This window comes from Duganella sp. Root198D2 (assembly GCF_001428585.1).
In the GTDB taxonomy this organism is placed as follows: domain Bacteria; phylum Pseudomonadota; class Gammaproteobacteria; order Burkholderiales; family Burkholderiaceae_D; genus Rugamonas.
In genome coordinates this window covers 53,013-77,114 of sequence record NZ_LMIC01000004.1, presented here as the reverse complement: position 1 = coordinate 77,114, position 24,102 = coordinate 53,013, and the positions used below count along the sequence as shown (strand labels likewise).

19 protein-coding genes are annotated in these 24,102 nt (G+C 64.8%); 16 read left to right on the top strand and 3 right to left on the bottom strand.

Going from position 1 to position 24,102, the window contains the following annotated elements; all coding sequences use genetic code 11:
- Window positions 1–18: 18 nt before the first annotated feature.
- On the bottom strand, window positions 19–1,884 hold the full coding sequence (locus tag ASE26_RS06495; RefSeq protein ID WP_055934647.1) for a glycoside hydrolase family 28 protein: 1,866 nt from the start codon (window positions 1,882–1,884) through the stop codon (window positions 19–21).
- 10 nt (window positions 1,885–1,894) lie between these two features.
- A complete protein-coding gene (locus ASE26_RS06490) occupies window positions 1,895–2,551 on the bottom strand; it encodes a FadR/GntR family transcriptional regulator (protein WP_229207235.1) in 657 nt (218 codons plus the stop codon).
- Between the two features lie 174 nt (window positions 2,552–2,725).
- Here ASE26_RS06490 and ASE26_RS06485 point away from each other — a divergent pair, with 174 nt between their 5' ends.
- The 7 genes from ASE26_RS06485 (at window position 2,726) to ASE26_RS06455 (ending at window position 15,142) form a co-directional block, all read left to right on the top strand.
- The gene (locus tag ASE26_RS06485; RefSeq protein ID WP_055934643.1) at window positions 2,726–5,647 is read left to right on the top strand and encodes a TonB-dependent receptor domain-containing protein; all 2,922 of its coding nucleotides are present in this window, start codon (window positions 2,726–2,728) and stop codon (window positions 5,645–5,647) included.
- Between the two features lies 1 nt (window position 5,648).
- Complete coding sequence (locus tag ASE26_RS06480) at window positions 5,649–7,853, top strand: pectinesterase family protein (protein WP_057245793.1); 2,205 nt, start codon at window positions 5,649–5,651, stop codon at window positions 7,851–7,853.
- The gene (locus tag ASE26_RS06475; protein WP_229207234.1) at window positions 7,835–9,448 is read left to right on the top strand and encodes a DUF5060 domain-containing protein; all 1,614 of its coding nucleotides are present in this window, start codon (window positions 7,835–7,837) and stop codon (window positions 9,446–9,448) included. The genes ASE26_RS06480 and ASE26_RS06475 overlap by 19 nt, the downstream gene beginning before the upstream one ends.
- A gap of 44 nt (window positions 9,449–9,492) precedes the next feature.
- On the top strand, window positions 9,493–10,584 hold the full coding sequence (locus tag ASE26_RS06470; protein WP_229208122.1) for an SMP-30/gluconolactonase/LRE family protein: 1,092 nt from the start codon (window positions 9,493–9,495) through the stop codon (window positions 10,582–10,584).
- Between the two features lie 157 nt (window positions 10,585–10,741).
- Window positions 10,742–12,664: a TonB-dependent siderophore receptor gene (locus tag ASE26_RS06465; protein ID WP_082591303.1), complete on the top strand. Its 1,923-nt coding sequence runs from the start codon at window positions 10,742–10,744 to the stop codon at window positions 12,662–12,664.
- Between the two features lie 4 nt (window positions 12,665–12,668).
- A complete protein-coding gene (locus ASE26_RS06460; RefSeq protein ID WP_057245792.1) occupies window positions 12,669–13,265 on the top strand; it encodes a YfiR family protein in 597 nt (198 codons plus the stop codon).
- A complete protein-coding gene (locus ASE26_RS06455; RefSeq protein ID WP_057245791.1) occupies window positions 13,265–15,142 on the top strand; it encodes an ATP-binding protein in 1,878 nt (625 codons plus the stop codon). Before ASE26_RS06460 ends, ASE26_RS06455 begins: the two co-directional genes overlap by 1 nt.
- Window positions 15,143–15,294: 152 nt before the next feature.
- On the opposite strand, the gene ASE26_RS06450 is transcribed toward ASE26_RS06455, so the two are convergent.
- Entirely contained in the window at window positions 15,295–15,483 is a 189-nt protein-coding gene (locus ASE26_RS06450; RefSeq protein ID WP_057245790.1) for a hypothetical protein, read from the bottom strand.
- A 171-nt stretch (window positions 15,484–15,654) separates the two neighbouring features.
- Here ASE26_RS06450 and ASE26_RS31160 point away from each other — a divergent pair, with 171 nt between their 5' ends.
- The 9 genes from ASE26_RS31160 to ASE26_RS06415 all read left to right on the top strand — a co-directional run bounded on the left by ASE26_RS31160 (window position 15,655) and on the right by ASE26_RS06415 (window position 24,094).
- The gene (locus ASE26_RS31160; protein WP_200953835.1) at window positions 15,655–15,792 is read left to right on the top strand and encodes a hypothetical protein; all 138 of its coding nucleotides are present in this window, start codon (window positions 15,655–15,657) and stop codon (window positions 15,790–15,792) included.
- Between the two features lie 67 nt (window positions 15,793–15,859).
- Window positions 15,860–16,219: a hypothetical protein gene (locus ASE26_RS06445; RefSeq protein ID WP_055934631.1), complete on the top strand. Its 360-nt coding sequence runs from the start codon at window positions 15,860–15,862 to the stop codon at window positions 16,217–16,219.
- Between the two features lie 6 nt (window positions 16,220–16,225).
- Window positions 16,226–17,089: an SAM-dependent methyltransferase gene (locus ASE26_RS06440; RefSeq protein WP_055934629.1), complete on the top strand. Its 864-nt coding sequence runs from the start codon at window positions 16,226–16,228 to the stop codon at window positions 17,087–17,089.
- A 156-nt stretch (window positions 17,090–17,245) separates the two neighbouring features.
- Window positions 17,246–17,383 (top strand): hypothetical protein, encoded by a 138-nt coding sequence (locus ASE26_RS30475; RefSeq protein ID WP_154668206.1) that lies wholly within the window; start codon window positions 17,246–17,248, stop codon window positions 17,381–17,383.
- Window positions 17,384–17,464: 81 nt separating this feature from the next.
- Window positions 17,465–18,439, top strand: a complete 975-nt coding sequence (locus ASE26_RS06435; RefSeq protein ID WP_055934627.1) for a TOMM precursor leader peptide-binding protein — start codon at window positions 17,465–17,467, stop codon at window positions 18,437–18,439.
- Between the two features lie 3 nt (window positions 18,440–18,442).
- A complete protein-coding gene (locus ASE26_RS06430) occupies window positions 18,443–19,771 on the top strand; it encodes a YcaO-like family protein (protein WP_055934626.1) in 1,329 nt (442 codons plus the stop codon).
- On the top strand, window positions 19,768–20,625 hold the full coding sequence (locus tag ASE26_RS06425) for a SagB/ThcOx family dehydrogenase (RefSeq protein WP_055934624.1): 858 nt from the start codon (window positions 19,768–19,770) through the stop codon (window positions 20,623–20,625). Before ASE26_RS06430 ends, ASE26_RS06425 begins: the two co-directional genes overlap by 4 nt.
- On the top strand, window positions 20,622–22,988 hold the full coding sequence (locus ASE26_RS06420; RefSeq protein ID WP_057245789.1) for an ATP-binding cassette domain-containing protein: 2,367 nt from the start codon (window positions 20,622–20,624) through the stop codon (window positions 22,986–22,988). Before ASE26_RS06425 ends, ASE26_RS06420 begins: the two co-directional genes overlap by 4 nt.
- Window positions 22,985–24,094: an ABC transporter permease gene (locus ASE26_RS06415; protein WP_057245788.1), complete on the top strand. Its 1,110-nt coding sequence runs from the start codon at window positions 22,985–22,987 to the stop codon at window positions 24,092–24,094. Before ASE26_RS06420 ends, ASE26_RS06415 begins: the two co-directional genes overlap by 4 nt.
- Window positions 24,095–24,102: the final 8 nt, after the last annotated feature.

Here is a 24,102-nt window from a genome sequence, read left to right as displayed (position 1 = left end):
TTCGCTACGATTGTCCAATCAGGACCTTAGGGTAGCCTTAAGAAGCTTGCCGCCGATTCGCACATTTTCCAGCTGCAGGCCGGACACGTTGTACAGCCAGATCGGCTTTTCCGCATTGACCGGATGGCCGAAATCGCAGTTGCTGATCGTCACGCGGCGCACCGGCAGCACGGGCGGCGCGGGCTGCGGCCCGTTATAGTCGCTGGCGACCGGGCCGAGGATGGCGATGGCCTGGTAGCAGGAGCCTGTGATGCCGCCCTTCGTTACATTGCCGACGCTGACGTTCTCGATATGGACATCGGAGACTTCGGGCGGCCGGATGCGCACGCTGTCGGCGGAAGGCTGGTAGTCGCAGTCGAAGGAGATGACTGCGCCGGCTGCGGTGGCCAGGCCCCTGGTGTCGATCGGGGTGCCGGGCAGCAGGGAGTAATGCGAGGCGCTGAGTTGCACGCCGTTCGGGATACTCACGTTTTTGACGTAGAAGTGGCGCAGGTAGCCGCCGCGGTTCATATTGGTCTTGAGGCGGATGGCGATGTTCAGCGGGTCGGTTTGCCAATGCGTATTCTCGAACACCAGGTCGCGGGCATAGACGTGCTCGATGCCGCCCGCCATTTCGGAGCCGAGCGTGACGGCGCCATGGCCGCTATGCATGGTGCAGCCCTGGATCACGATGTTGCGCGTCGGGCCGTACTGCACGTCGCGGTTCTTGCCGGCCTTGATGGCGATGCAGTCGTCGCCGGAATCGAAGACGCAGTCCTCCACCAGCACATGCTCGCAGGCTTCCGGATCGAAGCCGTCGCTGTTCGGGCCGCGGCTTTCGGCGTGGACTTTGCGGATGACCAGGTTGCGGCAGTTGACCGGATGGTGCTGCCAGAACGGCGTGTTCTGCACATGGTAGCCCTGCAGCAGGACGTTGCTGCAGTTGATGAAATGGATCATCGGCGGCCGCAGGTAGTGGCCTTTGCCGAACACGCGCTGTTCGACAGGCACGCCGGCTTCGGACAGGGCGGGAAGATAGCGCTCGTCGCTGCGCCATTTTTCGTCTTCGCCTTCAATCAGCTTGCGCAGGGCGGCATTCAGGCCGGGAGCGATCTCCGCCAGCGGTTTGTTGAGCGGGTTGGGCACGACCTGCGTCGGCCGGCCTTCCTGGTAGCCGGGGGCGGTGGTTTGCGAGACGGCGTTCACGGTGCGGTTCCTGCCTTTCCAGGACCACCAGCAATCGCCCGCTTCGTTGAAGGCTACGCCGCCCTGGCCGTCCAGTTTCGCGCTCCAGTCTTCGCCGGTCAGCGCGATATTCCTGGCGTTGACGGCGTAGACCATGGGCGAGTAGTTCAGGCAGTCGTTGCTTTGCCAGCGCGAGAGCGTGAGCTTGCCGTTTGCGCCGCAATCGAAGTCGCCGTGGCGGGCGTAGTGTTCGGGGTTTTGCGAGAACAGGATGTGGGCGCCGGCTTGCAGGTGGAGGTGGACGTTGGAGCGCAGCACCAGCGGGCCGGCGCAGTACCAGTGGCCTTTCGGGATCACGACGCGCCCGCCCCCGGCTGCGGCGCAGGCGTCGATGGCGGCCTTGAAGCTGGCGTAGCAATCGTGGGCGTCGTCGGACTGGGTTGGCAGCATTTCCTGGTCGTCGTGGGTGACCCAGGCTTTCACTTGCCTGGTGCCGCAGGGCTGGGCGCCGAAATCGGTGACCGGGAAATCCTCGTTGCGGAAGCTGACGGGCGTGCGCAGCGCGGCGACGATGGCGTCGGCGCGGCGCCAGGCAGCAGTGCGCGCTGCGGGACCGGCATTGGCCGCGGCGGCCAGCGCAGGCAGCCATTGCGGGGCGAGGAGGGCGGCGGCGCCGGCTTGCAGCAGGCCGCGGCGGCGCAATTGTCGTGATGCGGTCAAGGCAGGTCTCCTAGGCAGAGAAGGTTCGGGTAACGCGTCCCAGGTGAACGCGCATGGCTTTGCGGGCGGCTGCCGGATCGTGGCTGGCGATGGCCTGCAGGATGGCGCGGTGGTCGGCCAGGGTTTCCTTGCGCAGCTCTTCGGTCTGGAAGTGCTCCTTGAGTTTGTGCCACAGGCGGCCGCGCTGGTCCCACAGGTGGTTCATCACGCCCACCAGCGCGCTGTTGCCGGTGGCGTTGGCAATCGCCATGTGGAAGTTGCGGTCCGCCTGTTCATTGGTGGCCACATCGTCGTGGTCGCGCTCCATCGCTTGCACGGCGACCAGGATGGCATCGATAGCGCGGTCGGTGGCCACCTGGGCCGCGACGGCGGCAATTTCGGCCTCGATCACGCGCCGCGCCGACAGCACCTCGAACGGTCCCGGCCCGGTTTCCGCCAGGGGTGAATGGCCCGGACGGTCGCATAGATAGACGCCGGAATTGCTGCGCACCTCCACCACCCCGGTCAGCTCCAGTGCGATCAGCCCCTCGCGTAGCGAGGCGCGGCTCACTTCCAGTCTGGTGGAAAGCTCGCGTTCCGACGGCAGGCGATCGCCGCATGCAAATCCTTCGGTGGCGATCATCGCCTGGATCTTCTCCGCCACCTGTTTATATAGCCTGGTCTCCATGCGCCTCATTCTAAAGTGGTCAGGCCAAAACAACAATCTGGACCGACCAAAAGTGGCTTTTTTGCACAAGATTGGAATTTTTGCTTGTGAAATTGGCCTAACCACTTTAGTCTGTGGTTATACCAAAACAGAAAATCGATCAAACCAATTTGATCGCTAATATGGAGGAGACTCATGAATTACGTTCCAGGTCCACAGGCCAAACGCGCCGTGCTGGCGGCAGCTGTGGCAGCGGCCGTCCTGCAGATGGCAAACCAGGCAGCCGCCCAGGCCGCCGCCCCGGCCGCCGCGCCCGCCGAAGGGCAGATGGCGTCGGTGGTGGTGACCGGCTCCCTGATCCGCCGCGTCGCCAATGAGGGCGCCACCCCGCTGGTCACCATCAAGTCCGGCGAGCTCCTGGCGCGCGGCAACACCGAGCTGAAAGACCTGGTGCTGGAAATGCCGCAATCGCTGTCGCTGGGTACCAATAGCGGCGCGGCCGGCCCGGTCATCAACCTGCGCGGCCTGGGTCCGATGCGCACCCTGACGCTGTTGAACGGCCGCCGCCTGGCCAACGAGCCGCTGCAGGACCAGTATGTCTCCGTGAACGTGATGCCGCGCATGGCGCTGGACCGCGTGGAGACCCTGAACGGCGGCGCCGCTTCGATCTACGGCGCCGATGCCATCGGCGGCGTGCAGAACTTCCTGACCAAGCGCGGTTTCGAAGGCGCGACGATCAAGGCTGAATACGCGCCGACGCAAAAGGGCGGTGCTGATTCGAAGAGCGTCGGCGCCATCCTGGGCACCGGCAACCTGTCGCGCGACGGCTGGAATGCCTACCTGGCGATCGACTACCAGAAGAAGGATGCACTGTTCCAGGGCGACCGTCCGGAGCAGCATGATCCGGCCATCCTGCGCACGCTGGGCCTGGGCATTACGCCCGATGCGCGCAACCCGACGCCATTTGCCAATTTTGGCTTTGCGCGCAACGCCAACTCCAACTACAACCCGACTTTCGCCAGCGGCTGCGTGGCGCCATACGCTACCCCGACCCTGGGCAACAACAGTACTGCGGCAACGCCGGTCTACGCGCCGGGCTGCGCGCGCAATCCGCTGTTCTGGAATGCCGTGACCGACGGCAGCGAAATCATCAACGTCAGCGGCCGCGCGAGCCTGAACCTGTCTGGCGGCCACAAGCTTGACCTGGATGTGCTGCACTCCGAATTCACGGTGCAGAAGTACCGCGGCATGCAGGTGCCGGGCACCACCCAGCCGTTCACTACCTATTCGCTGCCGTCGACCAGCAAATACTATCCAGGCAAAGGGATCACCCCGGCCGTGCAGGTGGTGGGCAGCAATACCGGCGCCAACACGCCGACCATGTTCATCGACCCGGCCAAGACGCCTGGTACGGTCAGCGACCTGAACATGAACAACCGCACCATCTACTTCCAGTGGGGGCCTGCCGAACTTGGCCCCGCATACCGCAACGACAAACAGTCCAACGATCGCATCGTGCTGAGCGCAGAAGGCGAAGTGCTGGGCTGGGACTACCGCGCCGGCCTGAATTACGGCGAATCGAAGCGCGATACCCGTGCCGGCGCCGGCTATATCCTTTACACCAAGGCGCAGGAAGGCTTCAACAACGGCACCCTGAATCCCTTCGGCCTGCAGGACGCGGCCGGCCAGGCTTACCTGGACAGCATCGAGGCGAAAGACTACACCTACCGCCTGAACAAAGCCTACAACCAGAGCGTGGACGTGACGCTGTCCAAGGGCCTGTGGGACCTGCCGGGCGGTGCGCTGACCCTGGCGGTCTCCGGTGAGTTGCGGCGCGACGGCGCGCAGACCTTCAATGCGCCGCTCGACTATGTCCTGAAGAAGGCCGACGGCAGCTACCACATCGACGCCGCCGGCAACGTCGTGCAGTCCGACCTGGTGGGCGAAACGCCGCAAGGCGTGGCCAAGAAGATTCACCGCACCATCGCTTCGCTGCTGATGGAAGCGGAAGCGCCGATCACCGATAAGTTCCTGCTGAATGCAGCGGTACGCGCCGACCGCTACTACGACCTGAAACAGACCACCGTCAATCCCAAGCTGGCTGCACGCTGGCAGCCGTTCCAGCAACTGGTCCTGCGCGGTAACGTGAATACCGGCTTCCGCGCGCCGTCGATCATCGACATCCAGAACCCGACGCCGGAAGTGCGCAACCAGGTCATGGACGATCCGGTCCTGTGCCCGAGCACGCAGCCGCTGGTGGCCGGTACCGGCACGCCAAAATCCGGCTACACCTATGACCAGGTGTGTAACGTCGCCACCAACTACTGGACCAAGTCGCCCAACAATGACTTCCTGAAACCGGAAAAGTCGCGCGGCTTCTCCTTCGGCTTCGCGCTGGAACCGGTGAAAGACCTGTCGATCACCGTCGACTACTGGGGCCTGAAGCTGCGCGACGTGCTGGGCGCGGTAACCATCGCCGAGATCCAGCAGAATCCAGCCAAGTACGACGTGAACTTCGTGCGCAATGCGGACGGCACCATCGACCATATCGTGGCGAGCCAGGCCAACCGCGGCCAGACCCGCATCCGCGGCCTCGACCTGTCGGCCAGCTACCGCTTCCCGAAAACCAGCTTCGGCACCTTCGATGCGAAACTGGACGGCACTTATATGGACAAATATGAGTTCCAGTCAGAGAAAAACGGCGTTTGGCTGAGCAACGTGGGCATCATCACCAACGATGGCCGCTTCGGCGGTTCGGGGCCGAACTCCGGCCTGGCCGGCCTGCCGCAGATCAACCCGCGCTGGAAGCATACCGCTTCGGTTACCTACACCAACGGCGCCTGGGCCAGCACGCTGTCGCAGCGCTACAACTCCAGCGTGACCGACGTCACCCCGCGCGCCGGTTCGACCCTGACCGAAGTGGAGGCCTACAAGCAATACAACCTGAACGTGAACTACACCGGCATCAAGAACACGACCATCAGTTTCGGCGTCAACAACCTGACCGGGGAATGGCCGCCACTGACTTCCAACAGCACCTACAGCGGCGGCTATGTGACGTCGATGGCTGATATGCTGGGGCGTGTGTATCGCTTCTCGGTGGAATACAGGTTCTGACATGCCGCTGCGCTGCCTGCTGCTGGCCTGCGCCTTGCTGCTGTCGGCAGCAGGAGCGTACGCCGGGCCGCCCGCACAGGGGGCAGTCAGATTCGCGCCGGCGGTGGAAGCTGCCGTCGCGAGTTCCGGCCCTTATTTCGTCGAGGCACGCATGCGCGCGGCGCCAGGTGCGGCCGGGCAGGGCTATGTCGTTGTGCGTTACAGCGATGACCGCAACTGGCTTGGCTTTGGCCTCGATGTTGAGCCGGCCGGCAGGATGGCGGTCAATATCATTGGCATGACCGACGGCCAGCCGAAACTTCTCAAGCAAGTGCGGATCGAGCCTGATGCCGGCGACGCCTTCTACACCATTCGCCTTGATGTCGATGGTGCGGCTCTTACAGCCTATCTCAATGGCTCGCGCCTGATCGGGGTCGACGAACCCAACTCGCTGCCGCCGCGTATCGGCATCCTGGACCAGGCCGGCCAGTTTGAAATCGATGGCCTGCGTGCCGGCGATATCGCCCAGGCGCCAACCAGCATCGGCTTGGTCCACCGGCATAAACAGCTGGCCTTGCAAATTGGCGATGCGCAGCAGCGCTTTGCCGTTCGCGCATCCAGCCGCGGCGAAGTGCGAGCTTTACAGTTCGCCGCCAGGTCGAGTGATCCGGCTGTACTGGTAGCCGGTGTGGAAGACGGCCAGCTCGTGCTGCAGCCGCGTGGCGTGGGCAAGGTGGCGGTCACGCTTGCCAGCGCCGAAGATCCGAACGTCGCGGCGACGCTGGCGGTGCGCGTAGGACCGGCCTTCGCCGCCTCGGCACGCCATGGCCAGCGGGCCGCGGGGCGCGTATCGCCAGCAGTGAAGGAGCGCGATGTCCCTGTCGACACCCGCCTGCAACTACGCTTCGACCAGGCGCCGGCCCTCAGCGACATCGGTTCGATCCGCATCGTTCGCGCGAAAGACAATGTGACGGTAGATGTCATTCGCCCCGGCATGGAGCTGGACGAGATTGGCGCCGCGCGGGATGGCGTGAAGCGCGTGGTGCGCTACAAGGCAATCACCGTCGATGCGGCGACGGCGACAATCCGTCCGCACGACGGCAAGCTGGCATATGGCACCGACTATTACGTGCTGGTCGACCGCAATCTTTTTCCAGGCGCCATGCTGGGCGGGGCGCAGTTTGAAGGCATCGGCAAGCCAGGCGCCTGGAGCTTCCGCACCCGCGAGCGGGCGCCCCCAGGCACAACGCTGCGGGTGGCATTGGGCGGCAAGTCCGACTTTCGCACCTTGCAGGGCGCCTTGAATCATGCGATGCGGAACTTCGCTCGCGAGAGACCGGTGACGATCCGCCTTGCCAAAGGCCGGCACGAAGGCCTGCTTTACCTGCGTGGGAAGGACAATGTCACGTTGCGCGGCGAGAGCCGGGAAGGCGCCGTCATTGCTGGAGAAAACAGCGACGGCATCAACCCCGGCAGCGGCGCGGGCCAACTGCCGATGGCCCCCGGTGCCAGCGGCGGCCGCTCGGTGTTCCTGGTTGAAGACGCCGACCTGCTGCGCCTTGAAACGCTGACTCTCGTCAACACGACCTGGCGCAGCAAGACCATCGGCGCACAGGCCGAAGCGCTCAATTTCAGCAGCGAGGGCCGTCTCATCGCCAATGAGGCCAGCTTCCTCAGCGAGCAGGACACCATCCAGCTCAAGGGCTATGCATGGTTCTACCGCAGCCTTGTTGCGGGCAATGTGGATTTCATCTGGGGCTACAATCGCGCAGCGCTGTTCGAGGAGTCCGAAATCCGCTCTGTCGGCGACAGTGCCAACCCATCCAGCGGCGGCTACCTGGTGCAGGCGCGCACCGTGGCCGAAACCGACCCCGGCTTCGTATTCCTGAATAGCCGCCTGACACATGGCCCTGGCCCTGCGGGCAATGATGTGCCGCAGGGCGCGGCTTTCCTCGCGCGGCCGGGTGTCGTCACTGCCTGGGACAACGTCCGCTACATCAATTGCAGCCTTGGCCCGCACATTAACGCGGCGGGTTGGCACGGCAAGCCGCGCGGAGGCGGTGGTTGGGAGGAGGGCGGAAGCACCGACCCGGCGGGCAAACCACTCGTGCTGTCGCAGCGCGTGGCGGGGCGCATTCTGGCTGCGGCCGACGCTGCCCGTTACGACAGCCGCGCCAAGGTCTTCGCGCAGTACGCCAACGGAAAAGGATGGAATCCCCAGCCATGATCCGCCGCAAGCTCCTGAAAAGCGCAGCCATCGTCGCGTTCGCTGCTCTCTGCAGCGCTGGGCAGGCGCAAGAAGCCGATCCGGTCGAACGCTGGGGCAGCAAGGAGGTCACGCTTGACGGGCCGCGCGACGGCAATCCTTTCCTCGAAGTGGAATTGTCCGCAACTTTCCGCCAGGGCGCGCGCACCTTCTCCGTCGAAGGCTTCTACGATGGCGAAGGCCGGTACAAGCTGCGATTCATGCCCGATACCACCGGCGATTGGGAGTACGAGACCCGCAGCAATCGCGCCCCGCTCAACGGCAAGCGGGGCAAGTTCAAAGTCTTCGCTGCGAAGCCGGGCAACCATGGCCCGGTCCGCGTGAAAGGTGTGCATCACTTCGGCTATGAGGACGGCACGCCGTTCTGGCAGGTCGGCACCACCAGTTATGGCTGGACCCACCAGCCGGAAACCATCGAACGACTGACCTTGGCGACGCTGGCGGCCGGGCCGTTCAACAAGATCCGCATGCTGGTATTTCCGAACCGGGACGTCAGGCAGCAGCCGCCGCGCTTTCCGTTTGAAGGTTCGCCGCCCACGGCCTGGGACTTCACACGCTTCAACCCCGGATTCTTCCGCCATCTCGAGCAGCGTGTGGCAGACCTGCGCGCGCTGGGCGTCGAGGCCGATGTCATCCTGTTCCACCCCTACGATAAAGGCTTCTGGGGCTTCGACCAGATGCCGGCCGAAGTCAATGAACGCTACTTGCGCTATGTGGTGGCGCGCCTGGCCTCCTACCGCAATGTATGGTGGTCGATGGCGAACGAATTCGACTACCTGGGCAAGAAGCAGATGACGGAGTGGGACCGCTACTTCGAGATCGTGCAATCGCGCGACCCATACCAGCACCTGCGCTCGATCCATAACGCCATGGTGCTGTACAACCATACCAAGCCCTGGGTAACGCATGTCAGCGTGCAAAGCGGGGCCATCGCCGAAGACGTCGAACGCGCGGTCCTGTTCCGCGACGTGTATTCGAAGCCGGTGATCTACGACGAAGTGAAATACGAGGGCGATATCGAGCGCCGCTGGGGCCAGTTGTCGGGGCAGGAGATGGTGCTGCGGTTCTGGATGGGGGCGATTGCAGGCACCTATGTCGGCCATAGCGAGATATTCAGGGATCCGGACGATATGTCGTGGCTGGGGAAGGGCGGGACCCTGCGCGGGGAAAGTCCGCCGCGGCTGGCGTTCTTCCGCAAGATACTGTCCGGTAGCCCGGCCGAGGGACTGGAACCGATCGACAAGTGGCAGGGAAATCCGTTTGCCGGCAAACCCGGCCAGTACTACCTGGGCTACTTCGGCCGCCAGGCGCCAGGCGCCTGGCCGTTCGTGCTCGCCAAGCCGGGCCTGGCAGATGGCATGAGGTTCAAAGCCGAGGTGATCGATACCTGGAATATGACTGTCACGCCGGTGGACGGCGTGTTCGAAATCCGCAAGCGCGACAACTACAGCTTTGCCGACAAAGAGGGGCGAAGCATCGCACTGCCCGGCCGTCCCTATATGGCGCTGCGTATCACGAGGCTCCCGCCGCTACCGAAATCGCTCGACGAAAGTTGATAATTAGTTAAAAATGTCGGACATCTTGGTTGGGGGAGATCCGCTTGGAAAGCTCGAAGGGACATAAGATTGCGGCCGGGGCCGGCCTGACGCTGGCAGGGCTATTTGCTTACCTGCTTCTGTGGCCGGTGCCAGCCGAGCCGGTGTCATGGACGCCGCAGCAGGCGCCTGGATACGTTGGCTCCCACGCGCCAAATACCAGGCTGGCCGGCCTGCAGAAAATCGACATCGGCAGCGAGCAAGGTCCCGAACACCTGGCCATGGGACCGGACGGCAAACTGTACGCCGCCGTCTCAGGCGGCAGGATCCTGCGCATGGCGCCCGATGGCAGCGGGCGCGAAGTCTTCGCCAGTACCGGCGGCCGTGTGCTCGGTTTCGACTTCGACGCCGGCGGGCGCCTGGTCGCGGCCGATGCGATGAAAGGCCTGCTGGCCATCGCCGCTGACGGCAAGGTCACCGTGCTGACCACGCAAGTCGCGCAAGGCGACCCGATCCGCTATGCCGATGGCGTGGTGGTGGCGCCCAGCGGCATGATCTATTTTACCGACGCTTCGACCCGCTTCGCGCCGGCCGAATGGGGCGGTACCTTCGAAGCCAGCGTACTCGATATCCTGGAACAGTCATCCACCGGACGCGTGCTGGCTTATGATCCATCGAACGGCTCCACGCGCGTCCTCGCCGGCGGCCTCTCGTTCGCCAACGGTATCGCCTTGTCCGGGGACGGCCGCACGCTGTTTGTCAACGAGACTGGCCGCTACCGCATCTGGAAGATCGATGCGCAGAGCGGCAAGCGCGACATCCTGTTCGACAACCTGCCGGGCTATCCCGATAACCTGATGCGCGGGCGCGACGGCAAGATCTGGGTGGGCCTGGTCAAGCCGCGCAACCCGACTATCGACAAGCTGGCGCAAAAGCCCTTCATGCGCAAGCTCACGCTGCGCCTGCCGCGCGCCCTGTGGCCGGTGCCGAAAGCCTACGGCCATGTGTTCGCCTTCAGTGAAGATGGAAAAGTGCTGGCCGACCTGCAGGACCCATCCGGCGCCTATCCGGAAACCACCGCAGTCCTTGAAACCCAGGACCGGCTCTACATCCAGAGCCTGCACGCCGCCTATATCGGCTGGATGGCGCGCCCCTGACCGGCAGGCGTGCGAACATGGCTTCTCCTGTCGGGCATAACGCAGGCAACTGTGGATTGGCAAATTTGCAAGCACTTAATGTTGCCAATACGCACAATGTGAATCGTGCTCCTGATAGTTGTGTTTATAATTCCTTACGACAATTCGCCTCCTCGCCATGTACCGGAAACCAACTCCCTTGCTGTTGCTGGCCGTGCTGTCCATTGCGCAGGGTGCGCACGCTGAAGGCATGGGGGACGGCGATATCGCCGACCTTACGCTGGAACAGCTCAACGAAATTGTGGTCACCTCGGTGTCGCGGCAGGAGGAAAGGCTGAGCAATGCAGCCGCTTCGCTGTTCGTCATCAGCGCCACGGATATCCGCCGCAGCGGAGCACGCAGCCTGCCGGAAGCGCTGCGCCTGGCGCCGAACCTGGAAGTGTCGCGCGTCGATGCCCGCAATTACGCGATCAGCGCGCGCGGCTTCAACAGCCCCTTCGCCAACAAGCTGCTGGTACTGATCGACGGCCGCAGCGTCTATTCGCCATTCTTCTCCGCCGTGTTCTGGGATGCCCAGTCCGTGGTGATGGAAGATATCGAACGCATTGAGGTGATCAGCGGCCCCGGCTCCACCATCTGGGGCGTAAACGCGGTGAACGGCGTGATCAACGTCATTACGCGCAATGCCAAAGACAGCCAGGGCACGCTGTTGTCGGTGGCGGCGTCAAGCGGCGAGGGCGATGCCAGCCTGCGTTTTGGTGGACGCCTGTCGAACAACGGCTACTACCGCGCCTACGCGCAAGCCATGGCCGCCGAAGACACCGATACCGCGGCCGGCATCAATTCCTTGACCGGCATGCAGCGCCGCCAGGGCGGCTTCCGCGCCGACTGGGGCCTGCAGAATGGCAGCTTCACGCTATCGGGCGACGCTTACCAGGCCAACCTGGGGCAGATCGGCACCCGCGATATTCGCCTGTCCGGCGCCAACCTGCTGGGGCGCTATTTGCGCCAACTGGCCGGCGGCAATGCACTGCGCGTACAACTGGTGCTGGACCACACGGAGCGCAACCAGCCTGGCGCTTACATTGACCGCCTCGATACGGTGGAACTGGAAGGGCAGCACGACGTGCACCTCGGCATCCACAGGCTGTCCTGGGGCGGCGGCTACCGCCATTCGCGCGACGACAACACGCCCGGCCCTGGCTTCGGCTTTTGGCCATACGACCGCAATCTTCATTGGGGCAACCTGTTCGCGCAGGATGAAGTCGCGCTCACCCAAACCCTGCGCGCCACCGGCGGCGTAAAGGTCGAGCACAACACCTACACCGGCTCCGAGTGGCTGCCCACGCTGCGCCTGGCCTGGAGCCCCAACAATACGCATACCGTCTGGAGCGCGCTCTCGCGCACGGTGCGCGCACCGGCCCGCAGCGACCGAGACTTCGTGCTGCCGCCCAAGCCGGTCATGATCGGCGGCGTGCCGCGCTTCAGCATCGGCACCAGCCCCGAATTTGAATCGGAAGTAGCGAATGTGCTGGAACTGGGCTACCGCGCGCAGCCGGCGCAGAACTGGTCGTACTCGGTCACGGCCTGGTACGCCGACTACGACAAGCTGCGCACGCTGGAACCGAACGCCACGGCTGGTCCCTACCGCGGCTTCCTGGAGTTCCGCAACCTGGCCGAAGGCCGCACGCGCGGACTTGAGTTCTGGGCGCGCTGGCAGCCGCTGCTGCGCTGGCGCCTGAATGCCGGCCTGGTGGTGCAGGACATCGACACCAGCCTCAAGCCGGGCAGCAAGGACGCCACCACAGTCGGCCTGGTGATGAATGACCCCCACGCCTACTGGCAGTTGCGTTCTTCCCACGAAATTGGCGAACACATGCAGTTTGACTGGACATTACGTTACAACGGCAGCATGCCGAAACCGTACGTTCCGTCGTATCATGAACTGGATGCGAACCTGGTGTGGAAAGCCAGTCCGAATATAGACGTCGCGCTCGCCGGACAGAACCTGCTGCATGCGCGGCATGGCGAGTGGGGCGGCTACCCCGGCCGCAATGTCTTCGAGCGGCGCGCAGTCCTGAAATTGACGATGCGATACTAACGAAATGCTCAGCGCAACCCCTGGTCTGATTGGCCTGCCTCCTTTGGCGGCAGGCGGTTGGCGCACTCGCCTGCTGGCGCTGGCGACGCTGCTGTTCGCCTTCAGCTGCCTGGCGGTTGGCTCCCAGCAGGGCGGCAGCACGCCGCTGCTGGAGCGCAGCGTCAAGGCCGCTTTCCTGTATAAATTCCTCGGTTACATGGAGTTTCCGACCGCCCCCGGGCCGAGCCTGGTGGTCGGCGTGCTGGGCGCCGATGACGTGGCGGCGGAACTGGCGCAGATCACCAGCGGCCGCAGCGTCGGCAACCGCAGCATCAGCGTGCGCAAGGTGGGCGAGGGCGATGCCCTGGGCGGATTGAACCTGCTGTTCGTCGGCGGCGATGCCAGCCTGGCCGAAGCGGCATTGCATACGGCCGAGAAGAACGGTACGGTGGTGGTCACCGAACAGCTTAATGGCTTGCAAAACGGGAGTGTCATCAACTTCCGCCTGGTCGACGAGCGCGTGCGCTTCGAAGTATCGCTGCCGGCGGCCGAGCGCTGCAATGTGCGCCTCAGTTCGCGCCTGTTGTCTGTCGCCTACTTCGTGCAGAAAGGCGGGCAGTAATGATCGCCAGGGCGGCAGGATCAGTTCGCATCAAACTGATCCTGACGGCACTGGCCACCACCTTTGTTGCGCTGGTGGTGACCACGGTGTCGATGCTGGTGTACGACCTGCAAAGCTTCCAGCAGGGCTGGGTGGACGACCTGACCACGCAGGCCGAGCTAGTCGCCACGGCCTCGGCGCCCGCGCTGTCCTTCAACGACCCGCGTGCCGCGCGCCAGAACCTGGGGCTGCTGCGCGTGCGGCCGCAGATCGAGGCGGGCGCAATCTATGCCGCCAACGGCGCGCTGTTCGCCTCCTACGTGCACACGCCGTCCGAAATGCCGACGCTGCCGCCCAAGCCCGGCCCGCTCGGCTATGCCATCGAAGGCGGGCATATGGTGGTGACGCACCCGATCGTTGAAGAAGGCGAACGCATCGGCACGGTCTACCTGAGCGCCTCCTACCGCCTGCTGGACCGCGTGCAAAGCTATGCCCTGATCCTGCTGGGCGTGACGCTGGGCAGCCTGGCGTTGGCGGCCGTGGTCGCGCACCGCTTGCAGCAGACCATCACGCGCCCGCTGCTGGCCGTGACCGATGTGGCGCGCGCCGTGATGCTGCGGCGCGACTATTCGCTGCGCGTCAGCGAGCGGGACAGCGGCGAGATCGGCACCCTGATCGATGCCTTCAACGACATGCTGGCGGAGATCTCGCGCCGCTCGAACGCACTGCAGGACGCCAACCGCACCCTGGAACATGAGATGACCGTGCGCCAGGGCGCCGAGCGCGCGCTGCTGCTGGCCGACCGCCGCAAGGACGAATTCCTGGCCACGCTGGCGCACGAGCTGCGCAATCCGCTGGCGCCGATCCGCACCGGCCTCGACATCATGCGCATCAATGCCAGCGATCCGCTGGCTTGCGACCGCGCCCGTTCCATCATGGAGCGCCAGCTGAAGCAGATGGTGCGCCTGGTGGATGACCTGCTGGACGTCTCGCGCATCAATACCGGCAAGCTGACCATCCGCCGCGAGCAGCTGATGCTGCAGGACGTGGTGAACGATGCGCTGGAGCTGGCACGGCCTTTCATCGCCTCGCAGGGCCATACGCTGCACGTGCAGGTACCGGAGCAGGCTGTCTACCTGGTGGGCGATGCAACGCGGCTGGCGCAGGTCATTTCCAACTTGCTGCACAACGCCGCCAAGTACACCGCGCGCGGCGGCAGCATCACACTGGAAGCCGCGGTGCGCGCGGCGCAAGTCGAACTGCGCGTACGCGACAATGGCATTGGCATCGCCCCCGCGCTGCTGCAGGATATCTTCGAGATGTTCATCCAAGCCGATTCTTCGCTCGAGCGCAGCACGGCTGGCCTGGGCGTCGGCCTGTCGCTGGCGCGCAAGCTGGTCGAGCTGCATGGCGGCAGCATCCGCGCCGACAGTGCCGGCCAAGGGCAGGGCAGTACCTTCAGCGTGACGCTGCCGCTGCTGGCCGAGGCCAGCGCCGCCGCGCCTGTGGTGGAAGCGCTGCCGTCCAATGCGCGCCTGCACCGCATCCTGCTGGCGGACGATAATGTGGACTTCGTCAACGGCATCGGCGGCTTGCTGCGCTCGATGGGCCACCAGGTGCATATCTCGCATGATGGCAAGCAGGCGCTGGCGGCGGCCGAAGCGTTCGCGCCCGAGTTTGCCTTCCTCGATATCGGCTTGCCGGCGTTAAACGGCTACGACCTGGCGCGCTCGTTGAAGCGCTTGCCGGCACTGCGCCATACGGTGCTGGTGGCGGTCACCGGCTGGGGCCAGCAGAAGGACCGCCAGCAGGCGTTCGAAGCCGGCTTCCACCATCACCTGGTGAAGCCGGTCAGTATTGACCAGTTCCAGGAAATCCTGGCGCAAACTGGCCCTTGATATATCCGGAAAGCGCCCGATCTGCTTTAACAGGCAACGTTAATCGAGGAGTAATGCCATGCGAGCGCACACCACACCCGACCCCGAAACACCGCCGCCTGAGCCGGAAAAAGATCCGCCCCCGGACGACCAGCAACGGCCGGGCGAGCCGCCTATCGAGGAACCGCGGCCGAAGCCGCCGCCGATGCAGGCTTGACGCCTGGTTCTGGCAGGGGCGGGATCTTGCGAATCTGCTCGTCGGTATCTTGTTCGCCCGGCGTTTTCTCGCCGCTGCCGATGTCGGCTTCCTCAGTGTAATGGCGGCCTTTTTCCGGCTGCGATTTAGCTGGCTGTTCCATCATGGACCCTCCTTGTTGCCGATGCTACCAGCGCCCCGCACCGGCTGTCGCTTGCTTGCTAATAGGAAATAAGTGTTGTTCTCTAAGAATATATTTTGCGCTGTCACGAGCCAGTCACGTTCCGCTATCTATAATGGGTCATCGACACACGCTTTTTCTTCGTCGGAGGCCGCGATGGGCAATTCCCTGCACAACAAGATCTACCTCAAACGCCGTATTGACCTGCACAGCCGCCGTTTCCAGGCGCTGGTCTGTGCAAGTGCGGTGACAGGACTGGCGCTGGTGTGGCTGGCGCTGCGTACGCTCAAGTAAGCTTGCCGCGCCGGGTGCGGGCGCGTACCATGATGGGTTGCAAAGGCACCATCATGGAATACGAGCAATGAAAAACGAAAAACTGAGCACCGACGAATTCAACGCGCTGGAAGAGATTGCCCGCGGCATCAAGGGCAAGCCCAGCGCTTGCGTTGGCCGCAACAGCAAGCGCCTGTCCGGCATCAAGTTCATCAAATTCGAGCGCAGCGGCGCCATCATCCTGACCGATGCCGGCCGCCAGCAGCTGTTCCTGCGCCGCTGCGTGATGGCGCTGCGCGCGCTGGCCGAAGCGCCGGGCGCGGTGGCGGACAAGGACGTGGCCATGTTCCTCGGCAAGAAGTCGCACATCGTGGCGGCCGGGGACGGATTTGCCATCACCGAAAAAGGCCGCGAGTCGCTGGCTGACATCGAAGCGCAGGGCATGTAAGCGCCCATGTCCAGCCACCTGCTCAGCGAAGGCCAGCCCAGCCGCAGCGCGCTGATGGTGGCGCGCCTGCGCGCCGCGCACCAGTTGCTGGACACTCCCGCCATTTTCGACGACCCGCTGGCGCTGCCTGTACTGGGGCCGGAAGACTGCGTGCAAGTGCAGTCGAATGCGCGCTCCTATGACGCTGGCTTCAGCCGCATCCTGCGCGCCGCCATGGCCGTGCGCAGCCGCTTTGCCGAAGACGAACTGGCGCGCGCCGCTGCCGCCGGCGTGCGGCAGTACGTGGTGCTGGGCGCCGGCCTCGATACCTTTGCCTGCCGCCGCCAGCATGACGCGGCGCTGCAGGTATTCGAAGTCGACCATCCCGCCACCCAGGCCTGGAAGCGCGAACTGCTGGCCGCCAGCAGCATCACGGTGCCGGACAGCCTGCGTTTCGTGCCGGTCGATTTCGAACGCGATGCGCTGGCCGATGCGCTGCGCGCTGCCGGCTGCCGCCTCGACCAGCCGGTGTTCTTTTCCTGGCTCGGGGTTACGCTCTACCTGACCGAGCAAGCCATTTTCGACACGCTGCAACTGGTCGCCGGCCTGCCGCCCGGCAGCGGCATTGTCTTCGATTACGGGGTCAAGCCGGAGCTGCTGGATACGATGGAGCGGGCCGGCGTCGAGTATTTTGCACGCCGTTATGCCGAGCAGGGCGAGCCCTGGCTGTCGTTTTTTGATCCTGCCGCACTGTGCGCGCGGCTACGCGCGTTAAATTTTTCCATAGTGCAAGATTTTGGGCGGGATACCCTTGAAACCCGCTATTTTGCAGGGCGAGGCGACAATTTGCGCCTCGGCGGGGGTACCCATTTAATGCTTGCCAGCAACTAAAAAGTTAAACTTTTTGGAATGTTTCTTCTACTAGATGTAGTTTAGTTTCATGCTACCTTCCTGAGCGGTCGTGCCCAATGCGGAATCCGCATTTGCTTATGCTGGTTTCGCATATGGCGCGTCCATTCTCTTAAAAACTCAAAAGGAAGCAGAGAAATGACCATTCTGATTGAAACCACCCACATCCAGATCACCGACTCCACCGAGCCGGAATACCTGATGGACGACATGAGCGGCGCCCTGGCCGACGTCAGTGTCTCCTGCTGCACCTGCTCTTGCTCTTGCTGCTGCTAAACGGTTAAGTCCGGACACCGGCGTCGATGCCTCGCGCACCGTCGCCGGTGCCATGCCTTTTTTCTGAGATTGGTTAAGAGAATGAGTGAGTCCCTGTACATCTCGCCGCTGGCCGAAGTGACCACGCTGGGCGAAGACAAGATTGCCATTTCCGTCGTGGGGCGCCGCTTCACGGTGGAAGACCGGGTCGGCATCCTGAAAAGCATCCTGGCCGACGCCGCGAACGGCGTGACCCTGACGCAACTGCTTGAAGACCGCGCCGAGAGCTTCCCGCCCGAAGCGGTGGAAGCGGCGGTCAACGCCCTGTTCGACGCGCGCGTGCTGCTGAAGCATAACGGCCGCGCCGGCGGCGACGCCACCTTCCATCACCTGCAGCACCGGCGCGAGCAGGACGGCATGTCCGGCCCGGCCCAGCGCCCGCAGTACGACAAGTCGAACTGGGTGCTGGCGCTGGCCGGCACCGGTTCCTGCGCCGATGCGCTGGCCGCGTCGCTGACCGAACTGGGTGTGCCGGTCCATCGCGTGGTGCGCGACGGCCCCTTGCCGGACAAGGGCGAACGCCGCGCGCTGCTGCTGGTGGCGTCCGACTTCGACGATATCGCGCTGTTCCGTGCCATGAATGCCAAGGCGGTTGGCGCCGGCTGGCCGGCGCTGTTTGTCGGCATCGACTGGAATACCGTGCATTGCGGCCCGCTGGTGCTGCCGAAAGCCACCGGCTGCTACGAGTGCTACTTCCACCGCGTGCGCTCGACCCGCAAGTTCGTGGCCGAATTCGATATGCGCAGCCAGTCGGAGAACATCCTGTACCACGCGCTGCCTAGCCGCCTGGCTGTGCAGTTCGGCGTGGCCGAAGCTTCGCGCGTGGCGCTGCAATTCCTGGCCGGCACGCTGGAAGGCTTGCAGCAAAGCGTGTTCAGCGAAATCGACAGCGCAAGCGGCGAGATCGTTCGTTCCCGCGTGCTGCGCCTGCCGCGTTGCCAGGTGTGCGGTACCGCCAGCACGGAGCGCCCGGTGGGCAGCGTCTTCCAGCAGGCGCTGTTGCGCCGTCGGGCCTGAGCCATGGAGCGCTTGTCCGATGCGGGCCAACTGGCCCTGGTACACGACGCCCTGGTGCACCGCCGCCACGGCATCATCACCTCGCTGCTGGAAGAAACCGAGCACCCCGACGCGCGCGGCCTGTTCGTCTTCAATGCGCTGATGGTGGACATCAAGAGCATGATGATCGACCCGGCGCGCGGCAAAGCCAATAACCCCAATTCCGACCGCGCCAGCCTGGCCGGTTCCGGCGCCGCCTTCGACCGTACTTCGGCCCTGTGGGCGGCGTTCGGCGAGGCGGTGGAACGCTATGCCGCGGCTGCGCATTTCGATGACCAGGTGCTGTATGCCTCGCAGGATGCGCTGGGCGAAGCGGCAGTCGGCCCGAGCCAGTTCGTGCTGTTCGCGCCGCAGCAATATGGCGAAGGCTTTGAATTCGCGGCCGACGACACCTCGGTGGTACGGGCCTGGGCGCCGGCCGCCGACCTGATGGATCCGTCGCGCGAAACCTATGTGCCGGCGCAGATGGTCTACCTCGGCATGCAGGTCAAGGACAAGCGCGAGATCGTGATGCAGTCCTCGTCGACCGGCCTGGCGACAGGCATGGACGAGGGCAGGGCGCTGCTGAGCGGGCTGGCGGAAGTGATCGAACGCGATGCCTTCGCCGCCATGTGGCAGATGAAGTATGCGCCGCGCAAGCTGGTGGTAGCGCCATCCACCATGGAACGCCTGCTGCCCGGCGTGCGCCGCCAGCTGGCCCATCCAAGCCTGGACGTCCACCTGTGGGATATCACGACCGACGTCGGCATGCCAGTGGTGCTGTGCCTGGCGCGCAGCCGCAACGACGGCACCATGTCGCTCGGCGCCAGCGCCCACCTGGATGTGGCAACCGCCATCAACAAGGCGGTAGTGGAAGCCTTCCACGGCTACGTATGGGGCAGCTCGATCCTGGCGGCCGGCAGCCCGCTGCCGGAGCAGGCCGCGATCCGCAACCCGGGCGACCACTTCGCCTTCTTCCTGGACCGTTCCCGCCAAGGCGCGATGGACTTCCTGTTCACCAGCGAGGCCACGGTTTCTTCCGACGACCCTTCGCTGCGGCAGCTAAGTGGCATGGGCGACCTGCTGGCGCGCCTGAAAGTCATGGGCCTGCGCGCATTGGCGGTGGACGTGACCTCCGCCGACATCGCCAGCCTGGGCTTCTGCGTGCTGCGCGCCTTCATTCCCGGCCTGCATCCGCTGTTGTTCGGCGACGGCCTGGTGAGCCGCGACGAGCGCCGCCTGCGCGCCATTGCAGCACACTGGGGCTTGCCGGGCGTGCCTGAACCTAACCTCGAACCGCATCCATTCCCATGACCAAGACACTCCAGGAATTGCTGCCGCCGCAGGCCATGGCGGGCCAGTTCGACGTCGATGATCCGGCCGAGATCCTGCACGAGCAGACCAAGTTCCACCGCGCCACCTTGATGGGGCAGGTGAAAAACATCGTGCGCTTCCTGCGCCATCCGGCGTACATCGCGCGCGGCGCGGCCGGCTACAACGCTTATCCATCCTGCCCGGCGATCGAATTGCCGGAGCCGCTGTTGGCGCTGGGCGAACTGGCGCAGGCGCTGCAGCAGCGCAAGAGTGCACGCGCCTTCGCCGGCGCCATGACGCTGCAGGAGCTGTCCAGCCTGCTGCATCATTCGCTGCGCGTGCGGCGCATGGCGAAGAGCGATATTGCGCCGCACGTGAAGCTGGCGTTTCGTTCCTATCCATCGCCGGGCGGCTTGTATCCGACCGAGTTCTATTTCTTCCTCAACGACGTGGAAGGTATCGAGCCTTGCATCGCGCATTACGACGCCCGCAACCATCTGTTGCGCGTGTTGAAGCCGCAACAGGGCGATGCTTTCGGCAGCGCGGAGGTGAAGTCGGGTGAATCCGGCGTCAAGGCGCCGGTGGTATGCGTGATGACCAGCGTGCCGCAGCGCGCCACCGCCAAGTACGGCGCGCGCGGCTACCGCATGTCGCTGCTGGAGGCGGGGCACGCTTCGCAGAACCTGTGCCTGGCCGCGCAAGGCCTGGGGCTTGGCTCCCTGGTCTACGGCGCCTATTACGACGATGAACTGGCGGCCCTGCTGGATATCGACGGCGTGACGGAGACGGTGGCTTCCGTCATGCTGCTCGGGCGCGAAGCACCGCCTGCACCTGCCGCCGGCGAGGACGAATGAACGACGCGCCGGGCTGGCAGGATAGCGAGTTGTGGCTGCGCGACGCGGCAGGTGCCGTGCTGCGCCTGGCTGCGGCGGGCGACAGCGAAGGCGCCGGCCAGGCGCTGGAGCGCCTGTTCGCGTTGCGTGGACGCTTCCATGCCTATCCGATCCTGCAGGACCTACTGGCCGGGCGGCGCGCCTGGCGCGCCTGCGGCAGCGTCTACGTGCTGGGTGACGCCGAGCTGCCGCCTGCGCTGCTGCGCAATTTCGACGAAGCTGTCAGCGCCTGCGCCGCTTTCCTCGGCCTGCCGCAGCCGTGCATCCTGCTGCAATGCGTGCCATCCGAGCGCGATATGCATTTGACGATGGAGAGCTTGCCAGGGCTGGCGCTGGTGCGGCTCTCCACGCAATCTGAAGGATATTCCGACGGCCTGCGCGCGGTTGTATTCCATGAAGTGGCGCATTGCTTCCTGACGTGCGGCGTGCGCCTGCTCGACGAAGGGCTGGCGCAACTGTTTGCCAACCGTTTCGGCGGCGCCACGCCGCTGCCGCAGCGCCCGGAACTGGCGCCACCGCTGCGGAACATGCTGTCGCGCGACGGCGATGCCATGTTCGGCGCTTCCGCCGGCGCGGGCATCGACGCTTATCGCGCCGCCTGCCGCCTTGGCGCCGATTTGCTGGAAGCGGTCGATGCGCGTGGCGGCGCCGCGGCGATTGTCTCGCTGTTCCGTTCCGTTTCGCGTGCGGTATCTGATACCCGGATCGCCGAGCTGGCAGGGCAAGCCAGCGGCATGCCGATCGCCGCGGCGGGTGCGCCAGCCGCAGGGCAGGCGGACGGGGACGGCGCCAGCGCCGCCTATGCAGCCTTGGTCGCGCTGTCGCAGCAAGCCATCTTCACCGCCTGGAGCAGCAAGCACGCCGAAGACCTGGCGGCCAGCATCGCGCTGCTGGAAGCGGAGCCGGTATTCGCCCAGCCCGCGTTGCTGGACGCCTTGCTGAGCGCCCGCCTGAACCAGGCGCTGCTCCATGTCCATGGCGGAACCAGGCTGCCTCCCGAGCAGGAAGCAGGCATCGATGCCTTGCTCAAAGCAGCGGACATCCTGCCCGCCGGACGCCAGTGGCTGTGGCGCGGCGTACGGGCCATCCTGGCAATCCTGCTGGCGCAACCCAATATCATCAAGGTCGCCACGGCAGGGCAGAATGCCTTGCACGCTTTCGGCAAGGCGCAGGAGTTGATTGCCGGCGACCCGGACCTGCTGATCCACCACGCCTCGCTGCTGCTGCACGCCCCGCCCAATTACGGCGGTGACCGCGACCGCGGCGCCGGCATGCTGCGCGAAGCGATGCAGCACCCGCTGTACCGCGCCCACGCGCGTGAAATGCTGATCGATAACGGCATCGATCCCGGCGACGAAGTGATTGCGATTGCGCCATCTGCACCCGAGGCAGCAGCGGTGCCGGCAGACCCTGTTCGCACCGTGCCGACACCCGATGCAGCGGCCGCCGTCGTTCTCGAAGCACTCGGCATCGGGCTGCGATTGCCATCGGGTTTTGCACTGATGGCGTGCGACCTGACGCTGCGCAAGGGCGAGCGCGTCGCCGTGGTCGGACCCAATGGCAGCGGCAAAACCGTCCTCCTTGAGACCCTGCTCGGCTTGCGGAAACCCGACAGCGGCAAGATCCAGCTGGCGATCGGCGACCCGCGCGAGGCCAAAGTACGGCAGCAATTAGGCGGCCTGCTGCAAAGCGCCGACCTGCCGGGCCAGATGCGCGTCAGCGGAATCATGACGATGCACGAAGCGATCTACACCCGCACCGAGCCGGCCGTAACCCGCGCCCTCGGTATGGAAGAGGTGCGCAGCAGGCTTTGGCAGCAGCTGTCGCGCGGCCAGAAGCAGCGTGTCATGCTCTGGCTCGCACTTTCCCACGTACCGGAACTGGCCCTGCTCGACGAACCCTCGCTCGGGCTCGACGAATGGCATGCCCGCGCCCTGCGCGAACTGCTGGCCGGCATGCCGACCACGGTACTGCAGATTTCCCATATTCCCGCCGACCTGGCCGGCATGGACCGCATCCTCTGCATGGATAAAGGCAGGCTGGTCGGCGGCGGCACGCTCGACGAACTGCTGGAACGCAGCGTCGGCCGCTTCAAGGCCCGCATCCTGCAGCCGCTGACCGGCGAGGCTGAGCAGGCCCTGCACGGGCTGCCTGCGCTGCTGCGCGCCGATGTATCGCAAGGCGGCTGGCAGCTGCAGGGCGCGGCGGGCTTCGACGCGGGATTCCGCCGCTACATCGACCAGCACGGAATCGCCAACTTCAGCCTCGAAGCATCGACCATCGAAGACTTCCTGGCCGACCTCACCAAGGGGGGAACCGCTTGAAGATCCTGCTGCACCTGGTGCGGGCCGACCTGGCGCTATTCCTGCGCGGCCGCCTGGCCCTGTTCTGGACCTTTGCCTTCCCCTTGCTGATGCTGATGATGCAGATGGCCCTGTTCGGGCAGGAAGCAAAGCTGGGGCCCGTCACTTTGCTGGTGCGCGACATGGACCGCAGCACGGAAAGCGCGGGTTATGCCCAGAAGCTGGCGCGCGGCCTGCGCCTGCAGAATAGCGTCGAATTCCGCGTTATCGCGCCGGCGCCCGGAGTGAAGGCCGACCTGGAACTTACCATCCCGGAGGGCTTCGCCGAGGCGGTACGCGCCGGCCATAGCACCGAGATGAAGCTCGCCACCACGCTGAGCGCCGGTCCCACGCTGGAGGCCAGCTATGGCATGCTGCGCGGCTTCAGCGATGGCTATAACCTGGCAGGCCTGCAAGACGAACCGCGCGTTGTGCTGCCTGCGCCGCCTGTACCCGCATCGGGCGCACTGGACTACCGCCTGTTCCTGGTCAGCGGGCTGGCGGGCCTGGTCATCCTTTCGACCAGCCTGATGGGCTTCGCCGGCCCGCTGGTCGCGGCGCGCGAGGGCGGCATGTTCCGTCTGTACCAGCTGTTCCCGATGCCGACCGGCGTGGTGGTGCTGGCATGGTGCCTGTCGCGCCTCGTCATCATCGTGCTGGCCAGCGTCGCCATGTTTATCGTGGCCTGGGCCGTGTACGGCGTGAAGCTGGATACCGGCGCGACCGGCATCGCAGCGGCAAGCGGCATGCTGGCCCTGGGCTGCGCCGCCTTCCTCGCATTGGGACTATTGCTGGCGGCGGTCAGCCGCAGCGTGGCAGGTGTCACCATGGTCAGCAACCTGCTGTACTTCCCCCTGCTGTTTTCCGGTAACCTCATGATTCCGCTGGGCGGCCTGCCGCCGATCCTGCGCGACGCGCTCGAATACCTGCCCCTCAATGCAATGATGGCAAGCATCCGCCACGCGCTGACCGGCAGCATGAGCTGGCAGGGCGAGGCCTACAGCATCGTCGTACTGGCCGCCATGATGTGCGCTTGCCTGTTGCTGGCAGTACGCCGCTTCGGCTGGACGCCGCGCGACCTGCATTGAAAGGAGTC

Coding starts and splice junctions, on each gene's coding strand:
- ASE26_RS06425 (WP_055934624.1), top strand. CDS start 19,768: ATGACCAAGACACTCCAGGAATTGCTGCCGCCGCAGGCCATGGCGGGC.
- ASE26_RS06490 (WP_229207235.1), bottom strand. CDS start 2,551: ATGGAGACCAGGCTATATAAACAGGTGGCGGAGAAGATCCAGGCGATG.
- ASE26_RS30475 (WP_154668206.1), top strand. CDS start 17,246: ATGACCATTCTGATTGAAACCACCCACATCCAGATCACCGACTCCACC.
- ASE26_RS06485 (WP_055934643.1), top strand. CDS start 2,726: ATGAATTACGTTCCAGGTCCACAGGCCAAACGCGCCGTGCTGGCGGCA.
- ASE26_RS06430 (WP_055934626.1), top strand. CDS start 18,443: ATGGAGCGCTTGTCCGATGCGGGCCAACTGGCCCTGGTACACGACGCC.
- ASE26_RS06455 (WP_057245791.1), top strand. CDS start 13,265: ATGATCGCCAGGGCGGCAGGATCAGTTCGCATCAAACTGATCCTGACG.
- ASE26_RS06440 (WP_055934629.1), top strand. CDS start 16,226: ATGTCCAGCCACCTGCTCAGCGAAGGCCAGCCCAGCCGCAGCGCGCTG.
- ASE26_RS06450 (WP_057245790.1), bottom strand. CDS start 15,483: ATGATGGAACAGCCAGCTAAATCGCAGCCGGAAAAAGGCCGCCATTAC.
- ASE26_RS06465 (WP_082591303.1), top strand. CDS start 10,742: ATGTACCGGAAACCAACTCCCTTGCTGTTGCTGGCCGTGCTGTCCATT.
- ASE26_RS06480 (WP_057245793.1), top strand. CDS start 5,649: ATGCCGCTGCGCTGCCTGCTGCTGGCCTGCGCCTTGCTGCTGTCGGCA.
- ASE26_RS06475 (WP_229207234.1), top strand. CDS start 7,835: ATGGAATCCCCAGCCATGATCCGCCGCAAGCTCCTGAAAAGCGCAGCC.
- ASE26_RS06445 (WP_055934631.1), top strand. CDS start 15,860: ATGAAAAACGAAAAACTGAGCACCGACGAATTCAACGCGCTGGAAGAG.
- ASE26_RS06420 (WP_057245789.1), top strand. CDS start 20,622: ATGAACGACGCGCCGGGCTGGCAGGATAGCGAGTTGTGGCTGCGCGAC.
- ASE26_RS06435 (WP_055934627.1), top strand. CDS start 17,465: ATGAGTGAGTCCCTGTACATCTCGCCGCTGGCCGAAGTGACCACGCTG.
- ASE26_RS06460 (WP_057245792.1), top strand. CDS start 12,669: ATGCTCAGCGCAACCCCTGGTCTGATTGGCCTGCCTCCTTTGGCGGCA.
- ASE26_RS31160 (WP_200953835.1), top strand. CDS start 15,655: ATGGGCAATTCCCTGCACAACAAGATCTACCTCAAACGCCGTATTGAC.